This is a genomic window from Prevotella multiformis, assembly GCF_018127985.1.
Lineage (GTDB): Bacteria > Bacteroidota > Bacteroidia > Bacteroidales > Bacteroidaceae > Prevotella > Prevotella multiformis.
Genome location: NZ_CP072358.1, coordinates 923,786 through 943,184, shown reverse-complemented (window position 1 = coordinate 943,184; position 19,399 = coordinate 923,786). Strand labels below are relative to the sequence as shown.

The following is a 19,399-nucleotide window of genomic DNA, read 5'->3' as shown; positions in this document are numbered from 1 at the left end:
GATTATAGAACTGACAGACAAAGAGCGTCTTCAGTTGGAGGAGGGCTTCCGCCGTGGCAAAAGCCATTCCTTCCGTATGCGTTGCCGTGCCATACTGTTGAAATCCAATGGCCTGACATCAAAAGAAGTCGGGATTTAGACAGAAATGACACACATATCAGTGAACTCATGGGTGAGACGGTTCGAGTGTGAAGGTGTCAAGGGTCTAGCTACACGTCCCGGGCGGGGTCGGAAGCCGATAATGGACAGTTCTGACGAAGATGCGGTACGCAGAGCTATCGAGAACGACAGGCAGAGCGTGAAAAAAGCGAAGGAAGCCTGGCAGCAGGCTTCCGGCAAGAAAGCGAGCGAAAGTACCTTCCGGGCTTTTTTATCCGCATTGGCGCGAGATATAGACGTATAAGGAAACGTCCCAAGGGTAGACCCTCGCGCAGCTCTATGTCTACAAGAGCGAGAAGCTGCAAGAACTCGTACAACAGGAAAAAGACGGTCTCATAGACCTTTACTATGGTGATGAGAGTCATGTCTGCACGGGTGGATATGTGCCATACGGATGGCAGTTCCGCGGTGAAGATGTCTACATCCCCTGTGAAAGAGGTTTCCGGCTCAATATATTCGGTATGATAGACCGCAGGAACAGATATGAGGGATTCACTACGAAAGAGAACATGACCGCAGACAAGGTCGCTGACTTTCTTGACCGTATGTCGCTCCGTATCAGCAGAAGGACCTTCGTGGTCCTTGACAACGCAGGTGTACACAGGTGCAGGCTTATGCGGGAACTTCGCCCCGTATGGGAGAAGCGGGGGCTGTTCCTTTTCTTTCTTCCTCCTTATAGCCCGCATCTCAATATTGCCGAGACTCTTTGGCGCATCCTCAAGGGGAAGTGGTTCAGACCTGTGGATTATCTCTACACAGACACCCTGCTCTATGCCACAAACAGGGCCTTGGCGGCAATCGGATCTGGACTCAAAATCAGTTTTACCCATGTAGCTTAGTATAAATTAATTCTTACGACCTACTTATAAGGAGTAGCAAACATGTTCTCTTCTGAATATGTTATAAAATCTAAAATAATCAACAATGTAATTGATTATTACACTTTTGTGTAGAGTATATATGCTTTATTACATCTACTTTTGCCTAAAATAATTATTTCATTATGGAAGAAAGATACAGCAGAAACAGGCTCTATGTGAGCGAAAGAGAACAAAGCATCATAAAGGATTATAAAATATTCCTTGGTGGTGCAGGTATAGGCAGCATTATCGCTGAATGTGCTTTAAGATTTGGTTTTGAACATATCACCATCGTTGATGGAGACAAGATAGAGCGAAGCAACCTGAACAGGCAGAACTATACGGAGAATGATATTGGCAGATACAAAGCAGAGTGTTTGGCTGAACGTTTGCTAAATATCAATCCCAATGCGCAGATAGACTTTCATACAAAGTCCTTGACTCCTGATAACATCGAAGAGATGCTGAATCAGCATGATGTAGCCATCAATGCATTGGACTTTAAGGATAAAACTCCATTCGTCTTTGATGAAATATGCAAAGAAAGGAAAATCCCAGTACTGCACCCATACAACTTTGGTTGGGCCGGCTTTGTTACGGTTGTAGACCCATTGGGGCATTCTTTATCTGAACTGACTGAAGAGCCAAAGGGATTTGAATTAAAGGTAGCTGAGTATGTTACCGGACACGGGGCTTTTTGGAATCAACCTAAAGAATGGTTAGACAAAATTGTAACCCAATATAAAAAGGAAAGCGAAATGCTTCCACCTCCACAACTGTCCATAGCATCATGGATTGCAGCAGGATTGTGTACAACGGCAATGTACAATCTTGCTACAGGAAAACCTGTAAACTATTTTCCTAAATTCTATCTCTCTTCGCTTTTGCCTTAAGTTATTTTTTTCAGAAGAGTTTGTTTAAGGTAGCTCTTGAAATAGCTTCGGTGATATTCGTCACGCCTAATTTGTCAAAGGCGTGGCGTTTATAGGTTTTGATAGAATCTAACGAACGGCACATTCTGTCCGCAATTTCCGTCATGGTAAGCCCTGCTGCTGACAACCGTAGCACTTCAAGTTCTTCTTCTTTGAGTGATATTCCATCACATTCTTTCCACCGATGCCCCTCGAAAGAGTATTTCCAATAGTTTCTGAGCCCATTCTTGTGGAACTCTACATGTCCCACTGTTTTATGTGAAGATAGTGATACGACACACATACCAATCCATATCTTGCCTTCATCTGTCAATAGAATGGGAGTAAGCTGGTGATTAATCAACTTACTTTTTGTTCCACTCTTCAGATGAAAATGATAGGACATGGAGCATTGGTATTTATCAACATTGTCGAAAGTATCAAAGAACTTAAAACCACTTTTGTTCAGCTCAACAAGCATTTTTAGTTCTTCCTCTGGTACATATTTCAAATAAAAACTATACCCCAATTCCTTCACCCCCTTTGCTGTATGACCACAAAGAAACAAAGGATTGTCCGACACATAAAGAAATTCCTGCTTATAATAGTCTATCAGGTAAACGCTTTGATAGGTTACACGTGCAAAAGCCTCTACTGTATGAATCAATGTTGACAATACATTTGAATCGTAATCTGGTGCATTACGCACGGTGTTCGATGCTATAAAGAAATCTTTTATGTCTGTCATATATGCTAAACGTGCTGAGGTCCTCTGATATATTTCACTACAAAAGTACATTTTTAATGTGGAATACCGCAAAAATATTACACAAAAGTGTAAAAAACAAAGAGAGAAATGCCAAATTACACAAAAGTGTAATAGGTGATATTTCTATAAGGAGTATTTTTGCCATATAAATCAAGAAACAAAAAGCATTATGGAAAAACAGATTGCAACATTTAAGGATTACGCTATCTTCATGGCAGACAAAACGAGTCTGTTGGAAATAGCACAGTTTGTGGTCAAGGAAAATTACTCTCATCACTTATCTTCATTTACAGAGAAAGAAGTAAATGAAGACATCAAATCAGTGCTTGAAGAAGAGGAATATCTGTATGATAACAAATCTCATATCTATATTGCAAGGGATGCCTTTGGGAATATAATTGGCTGCATCAGGAGTTTTCATTGGGATAAACACAAGATTCTTCCTATCGAAAAAATATATGGGATAAACCCACTGAATGCTATTCACCAGGAAAGTAAATATAATTTTTGGCATATCGGACGCTTTGCCGTTGCAAAGGATTCGGGAATATCAACATTGACATTGTTCAAGCGGTTAATGGCATTAGCGGTAAAGCCGATAGTGGAGGACAAGTACAGCTATATGATTGCAGAGATTGACAGCAAACTATTGAAAGTAATGAAGGTATTGGGATTTGGTACACGTCAAATCGGAAAATCCATCGACTACCTGACATCTGAGACCGTTCCTGTATGTTCCAGTAAAAGAGGTATTATGGGCTTCTTTTCTAAGTATGGTGAACTTTGTAAGGCTGCATGATTACACTTTTGTGTAATATTCCAGACAACAAATTCAGAATTACACAAAAGTGTAACGATATAATTTGGAGATATAAATATATTTGCATTGTCAAAAGACAAAACGGGGATGTCGACTATCGTTATTTATTAATTAAAACGTTATCAAAATGAAAAAGAAACAGAACTGCTTTCAAAAGCAGAACTCGCACAAGTACAAGGTGCTTTCGGCGTAGAGGATGTTATTCAGCTTGTAGCATGAGGAATTGCAGAATAAAAAGTTATACTGTAGAAAATGGTATATTCGCAAAGTCCCATAATTGTCTAATAGATAAAATTAAATGAAATGAAAAAGGTACTATTATTTATTTTAATATTGCTTTCATGCATAAAAGCCAATTCTCAGTGTATCTCAGGTAATATTACCGATGAAAATAACTGCCCTCTATCATTTGCTAATATAGCTGTGTTATCTGGGAAAGATTCCACACTCCTTGGAGGGACAGTGAGTGATGAACAAGGGATGTTCCAAATAGAAAAAATAGAGGATGGTAGTATCCTTAAAATTTCGTACATAGGATATAAAACGGAATTTATAAATTATACAGGACAATCTTTTTTGACCATTGCCCTTGGCTATGATGCAACATTGTTAAAAGAAGTTGTTGTTAAGGCTACCTTACCAAAGACAAGATTGAAGGGCGAAGGTATGATAACTAATGTAGTAGGCAGCTTCCTTGCGAAGACAAGTTCGGTTTATCAGATGCTTAACCTTGTACCAATGGTATCTGTTCAGAACGAAAATATCATTGTATTAGGACGTGGAACACCGCTTATCTATATTGACGGGCGTCCTATGCAGAGTTCTACCGAGTTACAAACGCTTAAGCCGGAAGAGATTAAAAATATTGAAGTGATTAACAATCCTGGCGCAAAATATCCAGCAACTACCACCTGTGTATTGAAAATCACCACTCTCCGCAACCGCAATCAAGGACTCGGCATCAGCAATCAAATCACTTCACGGCTTAACGAAAAACGCCAAATGACATGGATCGATGCGCTGCGTATCAGCAAGCAAACCACCCATTGGGATTTCAATGTCTATCTTTTTGGCGAAATTAATAAGCGTCCTGATGATAAACAAATGCGTCAACACACCCTTGTAGGCGACTCTTGGCTACAGACAACCGACATTGCTCAGACCTACAAGAATGTAAATCCGTATGGAAAACTATCTGCGAGTTACTTACTAAACGATAGCAACTCGATTGGTGCCTGCGTGTATTACGACCGTTATGCTTACAATGGAGGCGAAGGTACAAGCAATGTTACCCTCTTGAAAAATGGCTCTTTGGATGAAAAAAACTTTAGCGAATACCATTCAATTGCCCAATCAAAAAACTTTGGCAGTAACTTCTATTACTACGGGAAAGTAGGCAAACTCGGTGTCGATTTTAATACAGACTATATGTGGTATGGTAAGAAAGAGCCTATGAACACCCATGAAGTCTACACGGGGACGGACGCTATTAAGCACACAGAAGATATAAATACGCATCGCCGCACCTACAACTGGATCATAGCATCAAAGCTCGTTTTGTCTTATCCTGTATGGAATGGTACTTTGTCATGGGGTATCGAAGGCAGCAAAACCAACCGAAAAGAATACTATTCAGTGCTACCCGAAAACAAAGTAAAAAATGTTAGTAATCATATTGACGAAATCATGCAAGCCATGATGGTGGATTATGCACGCCAGTTTGAACCACTTTCCGTTCAGGCTGGACTGCGTTACGAACATCTCAACTTTAAGTTTTACGACCATGATGTACTGCAAGAAGAGGCTAGCAAGAAATATAATGATATTTTCCCATCCCTCTCTTTGTCAATGCCTGTGGGCAGAACACAGATGCAATTATCGTATGGTGTAGATGTAAGCCGTCCTAGTTATAGCCAACTACGTTCTGGTATACAATACGATAACAGATTTACATATGAAGGAGGCAACCCACTTTTGCGCCCAACCTTTACTAGAAACATCAGCTATACTTTGTCTTGGAAGTGGATAACTTTCACCTCTATGGTACAACTTTTCAAGAACGAAGTGGCTTATCTATCGACACCTTACAACAACAATCCTCGCATTTTGATTCTTAATCCTGTTAATATGCCTAATTATAATAAACTTGTATTTAATCTTTCACTACAACCTAAGATCGGAATTTATCAACTTTCGTTCAATGCGAACTTATCAAAACAATGGTATAAGATGGATATTAGCGATGGTAATAACCTTAATGCGCCATTAGCGAACTTCAAGATCACCAACACTTTCGAAACCAAATGGGCTACACTCTCACTCGGTCTTCAGGCGAACACCCGAGGAGGCGAGACCAACACTTATCTCTGTAAGGCATCTTTTGTCACCAACTTCTCAGCCTATAAGCAACTTTTAAAAGACCGCCTCACCCTCTCTTTCTACGTTTACGACATCTTTGGCACGAACAATAACAAGTTTACACTCTATTCTGGACCAAATAATTGGACAGAATTCGATAACTATTCTTGCAGCTATGTGCAGTTATCTGTGAAGTATCAATTCAACCTGCACAATAGTAAGTATAAAGGTACAGGTGCAGGGCAAGCACAGAAAAACAGAATGTAAGAAATCAATATAAGGGTTATTTTTTATGGGATATCCAATAATATCAATAGTCCGTTAAATATTATGCTGCTTCAGCATCGAAACTAAATATCTCATTAATACTTTCTTTATTTAAAGGCGTGTTCGGGTTTTTCTCGAACACGTCAATAATTCGTTGCGCATAGTAGGCATTGACCATCTGCGCTTTAAGTCGACCGATGGACGTGCCAAGTTCCCTGCACATGATCTTGGCCACATTGAGTGACGTGAATGAAGAGTTGAAGGCAAAGTCAAGTTTTCTCCTGTCGCGTGCCTGACAATCTGTAAGGCCGAGGAACTGCTTTGCGTCGCGAAAGCAAAACTCCTCCTGGAAACGTGTGGTGTAGTACTCCACCACATCGCGTCCGTCCATGCTCTCATCCGTACAGAAATACAAGCGCCGACTGCCATTAGGCAACTCGTGGATGACAAGCGAAACGACCCTGCGCAAGGACTTGCACCATGCCTTGAGCGCATAAGCCTTGCCGGAGGTCTCCTCCAGCTCAGGCATTTCGACTTTGGACATATCGATGTTCCTCACGTCAATCTTGTCACCTTTGACACGGGGACGGCCGAGCCTTCCCGTGGGTTTCCCGTCCCATGTGTAGAACAAGGCTGCGTCATGACGCAGGCGGCTCACAACATGGAATCCCATCTTCATAACCTTGTCGATGAAGGGTCTTTTGGAGAAGGCTGAGTCGGCGACAAGCACCTTGCAGATACGCTGTAAGGTTACCTTGTCGTCCTGCAACACCTTGGCATACCAGTCGTATAGGCTCATCTCTTTTTTCTCCTCGCCTTTCTCCAATGTGGTCTTCACAGCCTTCAGCATCATGCACTCATGCAGGCCCACGTCTATCACACCGATGCCGAGGATCTCAAGACCGTGCTTTACCGCACCTGCACAGCCCGACCAGAACGTACCCACGTATGGGGTATGCTTCCCAGCCTTCTTGATGAAGCTCGGGCCTATGACGATGGCATTGCGACCCTTGCCTTTTTTGAAGGCGAAAGTACTCAGCCACATGTTCATCTCAAGCCAGTCCACGCTGCGCTCTGCCGTCTGCCGACAGCACTGCTCGCCACGATTGCCATAGCGTCCCATCTGCGTGAAATTGCATCTCCTTGGGATGACCATCAAAAGAAAAAGCATTTCCATGACGTTTGTCTGAATACTTTTGCTTAACTTTGCTCCATCTTCGGCACTGAATGCTGCTTTGCAGAGCTTCGTATATCGGCTAATCAAGTTGGTTATCAGCATAAACTTTATTGTCTTTTTACATCTGCAAAGTTACTGAAATTCAATGAGATAGACGATTTTATTATGTTATATTTTGTTATTTGATCTGCTCTTTTTCAGAGACTTATCATGTTTTCTTTCTGTCACAATTTCTGTTGCCTTAGGGACGAAAGATTCGCAAACCGCGAAAATTTAACGGACTATTGCTTAACGACACAATGAATCAAATATTTTCGAGGGTTAAGCATTAACTCCCCCCATGGGGGAAAGGGGGAATTATGTGCTTATGACGGACAAAAAGCCGTAAAGGGCCGTCTCTTTAACGAAAATGACATATTAAATGAACATTGACGACAATACAAAAAAGGTTTAGTGAGGTTGCGGAATTAAGGCGTTTCTTGAAATTCCCGCCTTTCAAGTCGCTCTCCACCATGCGTTTATTCAGTTTCTCCCGGAGTCTCAAGGAAACAGGTGCGGCTGTCGTCCTTGCGGCGCTTCATGTTCATATAGACGTTGTAGCAGTTCTTGATTTCCACACCGAAGATGTCGGAAAAAAGCGTCTGCAAGTTCCTCCACACCGATTTCTCCATTGTTGATACAGTCGCAGGTGTCAAGGGCATAGAGCAGTTCCACCAAATCCACGACCTTGCCTGTCCAGCGGAACTTCTTGGCAGGAGAGGCAAGGACGGATTTCGCTGTCGGCAGCAGCCCTTTGATACACATGTCGAGGAGTTCCAGCTCGATGGCGACGATGTCCGAAAGTTCTATTACAAATTAGCGCACTATGCCCACAGAAGCAAGGAAAAATCTATGGACGGACGGGCCGAACCGAGAACCCGAGGTAGCGTCTGCTGTAGTTGTACTTGTCGTGTCTATCCGAATCGAAGTTGAGGTTGCTGGCGTAGTCGTTGTACCCTATGTAGAGCGAACTCGACCTGAAGTAGCCCCAGCTACCGGCATTGTTGAGTACGGAACCTTTGCGGTAGCCGGCGGCAGGCAGGAAGATGGAGTTGCCGTTCTTGCCTTTCACTTCGTAGCCGTTCTTGCCGTCCTGCATAGTCCACGTCCATGTGCAGTAGTCGATCAGTTCTTGGATTTCGTAAAAGCTCGGCATGCGCCAGGGCGAGCCGAGCTTGGCGGTGGCGGCGTCGTCGGCCGCTTCGAGGGTAGTCTTGTTGTCGCCGATGAAGGTGCCGCCGGCGTCATACCAGATGCCCTCGGTCTGGCCGTCGGCGATGGTGTACTTGGTGATGTGCTTCCAGTCGGACTGCCCCGCCTGCATCCACTTGTAGGTTGCCCAAGTGTATTCTGCTTTGGGTTCGGTCTCTCCCCAGGCGTAGTAGCTGCCGTAGTCGCTCGGCTTCGATGCGCCGAGGTTGCACTTGGCCCACTTCACGCTCAGGCCGAGGTCTACGTATTCTTCCGTGGAGCCTCCTCCGCCTCCGATTTCCGTCATCGTGCCGCTGTAGTTGGCGGTGAGGGTGTGCTCCTTACCGTCTTCGCCTTTTACGCGCCCGTTCTCGAGCTTGATATTGATGGTGCCCTCGGGCGAGCCGCTGACGGTGAGTGTGCCGGTGGTGAAGACGGGGAAGTCGCTATCGTCGGGGGCGGCATAAGTCTTGATGAGGCTGGTGCCGTCGGACTTATAGTAATCTACCGCCCAATACCACCCGCCGTGCTCCTTTTCCTTTTTGGTCAGGTCGATGGGGCTGCCGGTGATGTGCTGGGCTTTGTTCAATTGTATTTCCACCTTTTCCTTACCGTCGGCCGAGAGGTTGAGGTAGAGGCTGTAGCCGCCCTTGTCTTTGTACTCGGCCTTGAGGATGGGCTTCTCCTTGCCGTCTATGGTCACAGTCTGCGCCTTGAGCTCGGGCTTCGGGTCGGGTTTCGGCTCGTCGTTATCACTCGAGCAGGCGGTGAACGCCGCGCTCATCATCATCACTGTTGCTGCGAGAGCAAGCGTCCTTCCTGCCGCTTTCGCAAAGAAATTTTTTCGTTTCATTATTGTTGAATGTTTTGCGATGTTGGTTGCCTTCCCGTCGCGAACGATTCGAAAGGCTTATATCACTGTTTTACATATACCGTCTGCAACCCCACGCCCTTATAGCGCATTGCCCCATACTTGCCGCCGCCCTGATAGTCCTGACAGAAGCTGTAGTCGTGGGCTTCGAGCTTGCCCTTCTTGTTGCGGTAAACCACCCATGCCCGCACGGCGCGGTCGGTGGGCACAGTGCCGTTGTAGTGAACCTTCCACGCTGGGTTAGTCACAACCACACGGATCGCGCCCGGCACTTTCTGCTTCGCTATGCGCAGCACCTGGGCGTTGAGCTGCTTGTCCATTGCTCCTGCCTTTAGTTCTATTGTCGGGGGTTCGGGCGTTATTACCGCCTCATTGACGATCTTTGTGTATTCGGGCGTATTGTTGTAGCGGGTGTAAGCCATCAGCTGCGTGTTGAACTTGCTCTTGTTGCGCTCGTAGTCTTTATGATGGGTCAGTATGTGCCTGTACATTTCGTTGCCGGCAAGCATATACAATACTTTCAGATGGGGCTCTTTCGAGGTTTCCACCATTTCATAGAAATCCTTCACAGTCGAGGCAATGAGGTTAATGTCTACTGCCACACACGCCACATCCCGCATCAGCACCTCGCGGTCGTAGGGCGATACCCCTGCGGCGTAGGGGAACATCAGGCCTGCCTTCGCATCGGCCACTCCGGTATTACCGCTTACCGCATACTCCCTCACCGCCGTTACGCGGGTGCTCTCGTAGGCAAGGAGCATGCCCAGCGCCCATACCGAGTTCTTGCAATTGGGGTCGGCAAAGAAGCGTGCCGCCATAGGATAGCGGAACAGCTCGTCCACCTGCATGGCCAGTTTCTGTCCGTCGGCAGAAACAAGTTCCGGGTTCTTCGTTGCATCGTAGCCCACGATGCCCAGTTTCTCATAGCCTTCATAGCCCATCGGGGCAGTGAGGAACATCTTGATCATATCGAGATAGTAGGCAAGCGGATAGATGAGCCGCTCTTTGCCAAGGGCATATAAATTGGGATATTTGTAGTAGGGCTGCAACGGGAAGAGCCTCGGGTCGAGATGCTCGTAGGCGGCATACATCTGCTTGTACGACTTCGAGAAGCCGCCCGGCACGCTCTCGTCTTTGGCATACGGCTCGTTGGCAAGTGCCTGCTTCGAGGGTTTGAAGTTCTGCTTGTAGAGGTTGGTGAGCTTGCTGTAAGCACCGCTCTTGCTCAAGTTGCTCCCGTGGAGGTAAGGCATGTCTGCCGACGGCTGCCCGGACTGCCCGGTCTGTCCGGCTGTCATGTCTATGCCGGTGAGGTTGCCGACGGCATCGGCTGCCTTGTCCGTGCCTGTGACGTTGTTGACAGCATCGGCTGCCTTGTTCATGGCCTTGTTCACCGCCTTGTCCTTGGCTTCCGTGGCTTTCTCCTTTACCTTCTCTTTCACTGCGTCTTTGGTTCTCTTGAGAATGTTGCCAAACTGTGCTTGGGCGGGTGTGGCAAAGGTGAAAGCCAGCACCACGGCGGTTGTTGTTGCTATGATTCTGTTCAGTTTTACCATGATAGTATAATGCCCCCCTGTTGAGTCTCTTTTCTGAGCAACGCCGTGTCGGGGACTTGGGCGTTAGTGGCAATGTCTTGTTTCCTTTTGGTTGTTTTTTCTTTCTCTGTCATCTTGCCCTTGCCCTTGTTCGGCAGGACAAGGATGAGTTTCTTGTCATCGGCATCGTTCCCGATGCCCTTCTTCAGTCTGTAATGTCTTGAATGTCTGTTTGTGATTCTGATTTATATAGTTAAGCGGCTGAGCGTTGTTCTTATATTCCCTCCCGCCGCTGCGGACGGGAGGGAGAGGTTTTATTGTCAGCTTATTGCATCATGCCTGTGGGGGCGAGGCAAGCTTATGGATGGACGGGGCGAATCTGGAACCCATAGCAGCGGTCGTCGAAGCCCAAGTTTTGGTCGTTCGAATTGAAGATGAGGTAGCGGGCGTTGACGCTGCCTGGCACATCGCTGAGCGAACTCGACCAGTAGTAGCCCCTTTTGCGGATATCTTGGGATTCGAAACCTTTGCGGTAGCCGGCGGCAGGCAGGAAGATGACGTTGCCGTTCGTGCCTTTCACCTCGTAGACTTCTACGCCGTCCTTCTTCGTCCATTTCCAGGTGCATCCGCCGATCAGTTCATTGATTTCTTTATCGGTCGGCATGCGCCAGGGAGTGCCAAGTTTGGCGGTGGCGACATCATCTTCTGGATCAAGGACGGTCTTGCCGCCTTTATTATACTTGGTAATATTGCTTTTCGTACCCCACTTGTAGGTATTCCATGAGTAGTCGGCCTTAACCATTGTTTCGCCCCAGGCGTAGTAGTGACCGTAGTCGCTCGGCTTCGATGCACCGAGGTTGCAGGTTGCCCATTTCACGCTCAGGCCGAGGTCTACATATTCCATCGTGGGCTGCGGTGTCGGGGGTGTTACCCCTCCGCCGCCGTTGCCAATCTTCTCCTTCAGTTCCTCAAGCTTCTGGATAATCTGTGCGAGGGCTGCGGCTGTATCGGCGTTGCCACTGTTCACGGCAGCGATGAGGCTGTTGATGGCGGCTGTCGTGTTGTTGATCGCCGTAACGATGTCGGCCTGCCCCGTGCCGAGTGCCTCAATCTGCGTTTTCATCGCATTAAGGGCGGCAACCACGGCGTCGAATTTGTCGCTGTAGTTCGGCATCGCCTTGATGGCGGCCTCAATGGCAGCGAGTTTGTCGCCGTAGTCGGGCAGGTTCTCGATGGCCGTCTTGATGGCAGCGAGTTGCGAGCTGTAGTCGGGCAGCGCCTTGATGGCGGCTTCGATGAGGGCGAGCTTTGCCTCGAGCGAGAGGGTCTGTGCCTTGATGGCCGCCTCGATGAGGGCGAGCTTGCTCTGGAGCGTGGTGTTCACATTGTTGATGGCCTCGGCGATGGCTGCTATCTTCTCCTGCATATCGCCTTGCAAGTTTTCGATGGCGGTGATGAGCTTGCCTGCCATCTCCTCCTGCTTGAGGGTCTGGTTCTTGATGGCGGTCTCCAAGAGGGTGAGCTTGCTCTCGAGAGTGAGGGTCTGCGCCTTCATCGCTGCCTCGATGGCTGTGAGCTTGGTCTCGAGTGTGGCATTCACGGAGTTGAGTACGTCGATGATGGCCTGCAGCTTGGTCTGCTGGTCGGCGTTCATCTTGTCGATGGCCTCGGTGAGCTTTTTGATGGCTTCCTCGTTTTTCAGGAAGCCGTTGTTGATGGCCTCCACCACCTTGGTGAAGTCGTTGATGACCGACACGTTCATCGTGTAATTGATCTCGGGCGCGTCCTCCTGACACGAGGTGAAGAACGCGGGTGTTGCTAACAGCATCGCGATGGCGAACAGGATTGATTTGATTCGTTTCATCTTACTATGATTTTAATGGGTTGTTTACTTTGTTGTTGCTTACTTTTCCACCTTTATGGTTACCCTGCGCCCTTCGGCGGCAGGCTTGCCGTTGCGCTCGCCGATGGCTGTCTGCGGGTGCAGGTCGGCCTTGTCGAAGCCCTCCCTTACGAGTGCCTCTACCACACGGGCCAGGCGACGCTCGGAGAGCTGCTGGTTGTAGCCGTCCGCACCCGGCGTACTGGCCTCGGCCACGAGGGTAAGCCTATGGCCGCGCACGCTGCGGGCAAAGGCTTTGAGGTGTTCGGCCTCCTCACGGATCATATAGGAGCTGTTGTGGGCAAACTGCACGAAGTGCGAGGGCTGTACCGTGGCGGGAAGCTCTGCTTGTCTCTCTTCACAGTCGGTCAGGCGGCGTTGCAGTTCGGCCTGCTGCTGCTCTGCCCGTTGGCGGTCTTCCGCTTCGCGTTCGGCACGTGCCTTTTCCGTTGCCACGTCCCGTTGCAGGGCGTTCATGCGATCGTTGAGTGCGGAGAGTTCGCCCTCATAGTAGACTCGCTGCACCTTGGCACGGCTCGCCACGAAGTTGTAGCGTACGGTGGCAAGGGCGAAGATGAGGTTCTTCGGGGCGATGTCCTTGCGATTGAGAAGCCAGTCCGTCTCGCCTTTCAGTCCGACGGTGAAGCGGCGGCTCACGTCGGCCTCGATGTGGAGCGAGGCGGGAACGTAGAGCGTGTTGAACTTCTCGTGGCGGTTCGCCGTGCGCACGTTGCCCGTGACGGTTATCTCCGAGTCGTTGCCGATGGTCGTACCGTCGCCGATGGGCGTGGTCTGTCCGCCCTGCGTCTGCGTGTTGCTGATGTAGATGCCGTACTCGTTGCCCTTGGCAAAGGTGTAGCCTACGCCCGTGCCCACCCAGATATTCAGCCACTGTGCGCGGCGGCGCGGCCACAGCTCCATCAGGTTGAAGCCTACGCCCAGCTTGGCGTTGTGGTAGTTCATCAGGTAGTTGCCATACACCTTGACGGGCATCGTCTTGGTGTCGAGCGTGGAGAAGCGCTGCTCACGGCGGTAGCGCGACCAGAGATACTCGGCACCCACACGCACCCACGGGCGGATGGTGAAGTCGATGCCGCCGCCCACGGCGGGCGACTGTTTGTAACTGCGTTTGGCATCGAGGTTCTGATACCACACGTCGCTTGCCCACGACAGTCCGCTCTGGGCGTAGACGCTCCAGGTGCGGGTGCGCAGCTCGCTGTTCCGGTCTCGTGGTGGCTGCGCAGCCCCTTCGCCATTCGTCTGCGCCTGTGCGCCGACGGCGACGACTGCGGTGAGCAGTGCCGTGAGACCTACTCTTGTCCATCTGCCGCTGAGCGGCGGGATGAGCGGTTTCGTTCGTCTTTCGTTCATACTTGCTTGAATTAAATTAAAAGGATGGATGATATATACTGTCTTGCCTTGCATACCCTATTATAATAGGCTGCTTGTAAAGATACCCATGAGCCGTTGCCAGAGGGAGCGGCGGGGTGGCTTGCGGTCGGGAGGCTCTCGCCCCGTGCCCTCGGGCGGGGGATTCTCAGGATGAGGGTTGCCCTCGGTTTTCACTCCGCGGCGCTCGAACTCAAAGTCGATCATTTGGCGGACGGTATCGAGCAGCTGCATACGGTCTTCCGAGAACCGCTGTGCCTCATCGGACTTCCGCCGTCGTTCTTCCGATTGTATTTTTCTTTCTGTTTGGGTCATAGCTCATCTGTTTTTCTGTTGCGAAATTAAAGATAAAACGATGGGAGGGGACTATGCTAATCGGACAAAAAACTATTCTAATCGGACATTCTGTACCTGCCCCAATTATTCTAATCGGACATTTCAGGCTTGCAACTCACTGATACTCATAAGAAACCCATGAATAGTTTTACATCTTTTAAGAGATGGATACTTTGAGGCTTCGAGGCAGGTCTTTTCGCATTTCCTGATAGGTTTCGGAGCAGAAGACAATGAGCCGATAAAAGAAATATTTGGTGAATTATGGAAGTTTTCTCGGTATCGTTTTGCGGATTATGGAACTTTTCGCTATCTTTGCAGGTAGTTGAAACATCATGATGACATGGATGCAAGAAGACTGATGACCGTCTTTTCCGACCAAAAGGAAGAATTGCTGTCACGCGAGCTGTCACTGCTGTGCGACAGGATGGAGGAAGGGCAGCTCTCGCCGTCGAGCAACCTTGCCCAGATTGTGATAGGTGTGCGGAGAAGCGGAAAATCCACCCTGTGCGAGAAGTTCATACGGCAGCAGGGAGTGGAATTTGCCTACGCCAACTTCGACGACGACCGACTGACAGGGCTGGAGACCGGAGATTTCGACCGCGTGCTCGATGCCTTGTATCAGCTATACGGCGATTTCAAGTATCTCTTCCTCGACGAGGTGCAGAACATCAAGGGCTGGCAGCTGTTTGTCAATCGGCTGCTTCGCCAGAAAGTGCACCTGTTCGTCACGGGATCCAACTCCAAGTTGCTGAGCAGCGAACTGGCCACCCACCTGACGGGACGGCACAACAAGGTGGAGCTCTATCCGTTCTCGTTTGCCGAATATGCCACGATGCGCGGTGTGGAGCTCCGCTCCCTCTCCACCAAGTCCAAGGCCCTGCGCAAAAAAGCCCTGCATGAATACCTGACGGACGGCGGTTTTCCCGAACTGCTGAACGAGCAGAACAAACGGGGATATATAGAGGCTCTGCTCAATTCCATCATCAAGAACGACATTGCCCGGCGGTTCCGCCTGCGACATGTGGAGGTGCTCCGGCGGATGGCAACCTACCTTGCCGACAATTTCTGTCAGGAGTTCGTGGCTACGGATCTTGCCCAGATGTTCGGCGTATCGAACCATACCATAGAAAACTACTATTCCTATCTGAAGGAAGCATTCCTGCTTCTGGGTGTTCCCAAGTTCTCCTACAAGAGCCGGGAACGCGTACGAAACGAAAAAGTGTATGTCGTGGACGTGGCTTTCGTGTCGGAGCGCGGCGGCACCTTCTCCACCGAGAACACGGGCTGGCGACTGGAGAATGTGGTCTATGTGGAACTGCTCCGCCGCTACCGCCCTGAATATGCCGACGTGTTCTACTACCGTGACAAGCAATGGGAGGTTGACTTCGTCATCGCCAAGGGCGGCAAGGTGGAACAACTGGTGCAGGTGTCCTACGACATCAGCGCGGAGAAAACTCTGAACCGTGAGATCAACGCCCTGCTGAAAGCCGCCACGAAATTCCACTGCGAGAACCTGCTGCTCATCAACTTCGACGAAGACCGTGAGGTGGAGAAGAACGGACATATCATCCGTATGGTTCCTGCCGCCGAATGGTTGACCCGGCAATAAACACACTCATGAATAAATGTAAAACGTTATACTTATGCAGCACCACAAACGCGGTCTTAAAGCCTTCCTACAGCCTCTCTATGAGTCTTTTAGTGAAACGGTGGGTAAAAACCTCCGTTTGATTTTAAGCGCGTTAACGGCGTTTATTTCAGTTTGTTTTCTACTCGTTTCGTGCGGGAGGAAGCCTGTGTCATTCACCCCTGACGAACGCAAGGTGGCGGACAGCATCGTGCGCTCCACCCACGGCATCGATTCACTCGCCTCGCTGCAAAAGCGGTTGGAAAGCGAGGGCGACAGGCTCGGCAGCATCATCGCCCTGCGGGAATGGGGCAAGGCATTGCGCAACGAGAGCCGCTTCGAGGAAGCCCTGAACGTACACAGCAAGGGACAGCAGCAGGCGGAAGCCATCGGCGATACGCTTGAGTGGGTGCAGGCGCTGAACAACATCGGCACCGACTACCGGCGGATGGGCGTGCTCGACGTGGCGCAGGAATATCATTACCGTGCATGGACGCTCAGCGAGGAATGCGCCGATACCTCGTTCACCGCTAAGAAAAACCGGGCAATATCGCTCAACGGACTGGGCAACATCTACATGACACTGGGCAACTACGAGCGTGCCGACAGTGCGTTGCGCCTTGCATTGAAAGTCGAGCAGCAATTACACAGTACATTGGGACAGGCTATCAACTACGCTAACCTCGGTTCCATCTTCGAGCATCGCGGGCAAATCGACTCGGCTTGGGTGTATTACCGCAAGTCGATGGCACTCAACACAGAAGCAGGCAGCACACTCGGCATATCGCTCTGCCACACTTACTTCGGTTCGCTCTACAAGGAGTCACGGCAATACGACAAGGCAACCGAGGAATACGAAACCGCCTACCGCCTGATGAAAGCCTCAAAGGACGAATGGCATGCCCTGAATTCGCTCATTGCCCTTGCGGACATCTACCATACCACCGGCAACGACGCAAAGGAGATGGAATATCTCGGCAAGGCGAAAGCGATAGCCGAACGCATCAAGTCGCCGGAGCATCTGACGGAAATCCATACCTTATATTACAAGCACTATAAACGGACAGGCGACTACCGCACGGCCTTGTCCTCCTACGAGCAGGCAACGGCCATGCAAGACAGTGTGCTGAACATGGAAAAGGTGAACCGCATACAGAACACGAGCCTGAACATCGAGCGCAACCGGCAGGCGAGGGAGATGGGCGAGGCACGGCACAGGCTGGAACAGGAACGGACGGCGCGCTATGTCGGCTTTGCTATTCTGGGGGTTGTGCTGCTCGTCTTGTCAGGAGTACTGGCAATCGTACTTTATACCAACCGATTGCGCCGTCGCAGCCATCTGGCATTGAAAAGACTGTCAGCCTTGCGCGAGAACTTCTTCACCAACATCACCCACGAGTTCCGTACGCCGCTCACCGTGATACTCGGACTGAGTCACGACCTGCAAGATGCCGAAACGGAAGCGGTCAGGGAAAGCGCTCGGACTATCGAACGGCAGGGCAAGGGTCTGCTCACGCTTATCAACCAGCTTCTGGACATCTCGAAAATCAAATCTTCCGTGGGCAATCCCGATTGGTGCAACGGCAACATTACGGCGCATCTCACGATGATTATAGAGACCTACCGCGACTATGCCCGCAGTCGCAACATAGACCTGCACTTCTTTGCCAAGGAGGCGGTGGAGATGGACTTTGTGCCCGACTATGTGAGCAAAGTAATGAACAACCTGCTCTCGAATGCCTTCAAGTTCACGCCCGAATACGGAAAGGTAAGCGTGTCCGTATGGCGTGAAGGCAACAGCCTGCTCTTGGATGTATCCGATACGGGCAAGGGAATGGACAAGGAGACAGTTTCCCATATCTTCGAGCCTTTCTATCAGGCAGAGACTGAGGTGCGAAACATCGGTACGGGCGTGGGGCTGGCACTCGTCAAGCAGATTATTGACGCAGTAGAAGGCTCCATCACGGTAGAGAGCACGGTAGGAAAAGGCACGACATTCCATATCCATGTGCCGATTCACAATGACAGCAAGCGAGATATGGGTATTACAACGATTGACAACTCTCCGCTCCTGCCCGAAAACGAGACAACGCCTGCCGACAGCGAAGGCGAGGACAGCCAGTGTCATCTGCTTGTCATTGAGGACAACCGCGACATCGCCGCCTATATCGGTTCGCTCTTTGCCGACCGTTACGCTGTCTCCTATGCCGCCAACGGCAAGGAAGGAATGGAAAAGGCACTCGACCTTGTGCCCGACCTCATCATCACCGACCTGATGATGCCCGGCATGGACGGTCTGGAAGTGTGCCGGCAGGTGCGTGGAAACGAAATCATCAACCATATCCCTATCATCGTCGTTACGGCGAAGATCACGGAGGAAGAACGTATCAGGGGATTGGAGTCAGGGGCCGACGCCTATATTGCCAAGCCGTTCAACGCCGACGAGCTGCGCACAAGGGTGGAGAAGCTGCTCGACCGTCATCGCCTTCTGCGTGACAAGTTCAGCAATAGTACTGATACGGACAAGGAGCAGAAACTCACGGATGCAGAGCGACGCTTCCTTGCCAAGGCGGTGGATTTCATCTATCAGCTCTTGGACAAACGGCACTTGGAGGTGAACACGCTGGCAGAGAAACTCTGCATGAGCCCACGACAGCTGCACCGTAAACTCGTTGCCATTACAGGCGACTCCCCCGCCTCATACATGCTGAAGATAAAGATGCAGAAGGCACGAAACCTGCTGGAAACCAAACCCGGACTTACGATTGAGGACATCGCCGACCGTTGCGGTTTCGAGCATACGCCCAATTTCTATAGTGCTTTCAGGAAGATGTACGGCGTCACGCCTATGGATTATCGCAGGGGAATCGGCATTTGAGTCCACATAAGTCGTAGATAGCAGCATCTCGCTTTTCCGTCCATCCGCATAGCCGCTGTACTCTCCCTCAAGAAGAAAGCTGAATCTGCTCATCTGAAGGGAAAACGGGGTCCACCATTAATGCGTAGACAGCTGTCGCATAGAGCGCATAGCCTTGACGTGAGAGCCGGCTGTTCACCAAGGCCATGCATTTCACTTTCCTGCACTTAAATTTATTGAATACTGTCCGATAAGACTCAAACAGCATGGTTTCCCATGCATATCCTTATAAACAGGAAAAATCCGCATTGTTTTCGGAAAAGTAAGCCCTCTAATTAAATGAGTTCTGCC

The 19,399-nt window shown here is 49.6% G+C and carries 14 protein-coding genes and 1 pseudogene; 7 read left to right on the top strand and 8 right to left on the bottom strand.

The annotated features are described in order from the left end of the window. Positions 1-145 precede the first annotated feature (145 nt). From J4864_RS09990 to J4864_RS09980, 3 genes are all read left to right on the top strand, one after another. Positions 146-403, top strand: a complete 258-nt coding sequence (locus J4864_RS09990) for a helix-turn-helix domain-containing protein (protein WP_246479447.1) — start codon at positions 146-148, stop codon at positions 401-403. 139 nt (positions 404-542) lie between these two features. Next, a complete protein-coding gene (locus J4864_RS09985; RefSeq protein WP_246479446.1) occupies positions 543-998 on the top strand; it encodes a transposase in 456 nt (151 codons plus the stop codon). Positions 999-1,162: 164 nt separating this feature from the next. Continuing rightward, a complete protein-coding gene (locus J4864_RS09980; RefSeq protein WP_211814766.1) occupies positions 1,163-1,912 on the top strand; it encodes a ThiF family adenylyltransferase in 750 nt (249 codons plus the stop codon). A 10-nt stretch (positions 1,913-1,922) separates the two neighbouring features. Here the strand turns inward: J4864_RS09980 and J4864_RS09975 are convergent, their stop codons facing one another. Beyond that, positions 1,923-2,678 carry a helix-turn-helix domain-containing protein gene (locus J4864_RS09975; RefSeq protein ID WP_211814765.1) on the bottom strand — a complete coding sequence of 252 codons (756 nt, stop codon included), beginning with the start codon at positions 2,676-2,678 and terminating at the stop codon, positions 1,923-1,925. Positions 2,679-2,868: 190 nt separating this feature from the next. Between J4864_RS09975 and J4864_RS09970 the strand changes: the two genes are divergently transcribed. Both J4864_RS09970 and J4864_RS09965 read left to right on the top strand, forming a co-directional pair. After that, entirely contained in the window at positions 2,869-3,498 is a 630-nt protein-coding gene (locus J4864_RS09970; RefSeq protein ID WP_211814764.1) for a hypothetical protein, read from the top strand. Between the two features lie 324 nt (positions 3,499-3,822). Next, a complete protein-coding gene (locus J4864_RS09965; RefSeq protein WP_211814763.1) occupies positions 3,823-6,144 on the top strand; it encodes an outer membrane beta-barrel family protein in 2,322 nt (773 codons plus the stop codon). Between the two features lie 61 nt (positions 6,145-6,205). Here the strand turns inward: J4864_RS09965 and J4864_RS09960 are convergent, their stop codons facing one another. The 7 genes and pseudogenes from J4864_RS09960 to J4864_RS09930 form a co-directional block, all read right to left on the bottom strand. Further along, positions 6,206-7,423: a transposase gene (locus J4864_RS09960; protein WP_211814762.1), complete on the bottom strand. Its 1,218-nt coding sequence runs from the start codon at positions 7,421-7,423 to the stop codon at positions 6,206-6,208. Positions 7,424-7,793: 370 nt separating this feature from the next. Next, positions 7,794-8,125 (bottom strand): annotated as a pseudogene (locus J4864_RS09955) (RteC domain-containing protein); the annotation flags it as partial. Positions 8,126-8,210: 85 nt separating this feature from the next. Further along, on the bottom strand, positions 8,211-9,404 hold the full coding sequence (locus J4864_RS09950) for an Lcl C-terminal domain-containing protein (protein WP_211814761.1): 1,194 nt from the start codon (positions 9,402-9,404) through the stop codon (positions 8,211-8,213). A 62-nt stretch (positions 9,405-9,466) separates the two neighbouring features. Further along, positions 9,467-10,978: a hypothetical protein gene (locus tag J4864_RS09945; protein ID WP_211814760.1), complete on the bottom strand. Its 1,512-nt coding sequence runs from the start codon at positions 10,976-10,978 to the stop codon at positions 9,467-9,469. 337 nt (positions 10,979-11,315) lie between these two features. Beyond that, positions 11,316-12,821: a hypothetical protein gene (locus J4864_RS09940; RefSeq protein WP_211814759.1), complete on the bottom strand. Its 1,506-nt coding sequence runs from the start codon at positions 12,819-12,821 to the stop codon at positions 11,316-11,318. 39 nt (positions 12,822-12,860) lie between these two features. Continuing rightward, the gene (locus J4864_RS09935; RefSeq protein WP_211814758.1) at positions 12,861-14,210 is read right to left on the bottom strand and encodes a hypothetical protein; all 1,350 of its coding nucleotides are present in this window, start codon (positions 14,208-14,210) and stop codon (positions 12,861-12,863) included. A 60-nt stretch (positions 14,211-14,270) separates the two neighbouring features. After that, on the bottom strand, positions 14,271-14,543 hold the full coding sequence (locus J4864_RS09930) for a hypothetical protein (RefSeq protein WP_211814757.1): 273 nt from the start codon (positions 14,541-14,543) through the stop codon (positions 14,271-14,273). A gap of 361 nt (positions 14,544-14,904) precedes the next feature. Here J4864_RS09930 and J4864_RS09925 point away from each other — a divergent pair, with 361 nt between their 5' ends. Both J4864_RS09925 and J4864_RS09920 read left to right on the top strand, forming a co-directional pair. After that, on the top strand, positions 14,905-16,173 hold the full coding sequence (locus J4864_RS09925) for an ATP-binding protein (protein ID WP_211814756.1): 1,269 nt from the start codon (positions 14,905-14,907) through the stop codon (positions 16,171-16,173). 34 nt (positions 16,174-16,207) lie between these two features. Continuing rightward, positions 16,208-19,069, top strand: coding sequence for a hybrid sensor histidine kinase/response regulator transcription factor (locus J4864_RS09920; protein WP_211814755.1), 2,862 nt, complete (start codon positions 16,208-16,210; stop codon positions 19,067-19,069). The last annotated feature ends 330 nt before the right edge of the window (positions 19,070-19,399 follow it).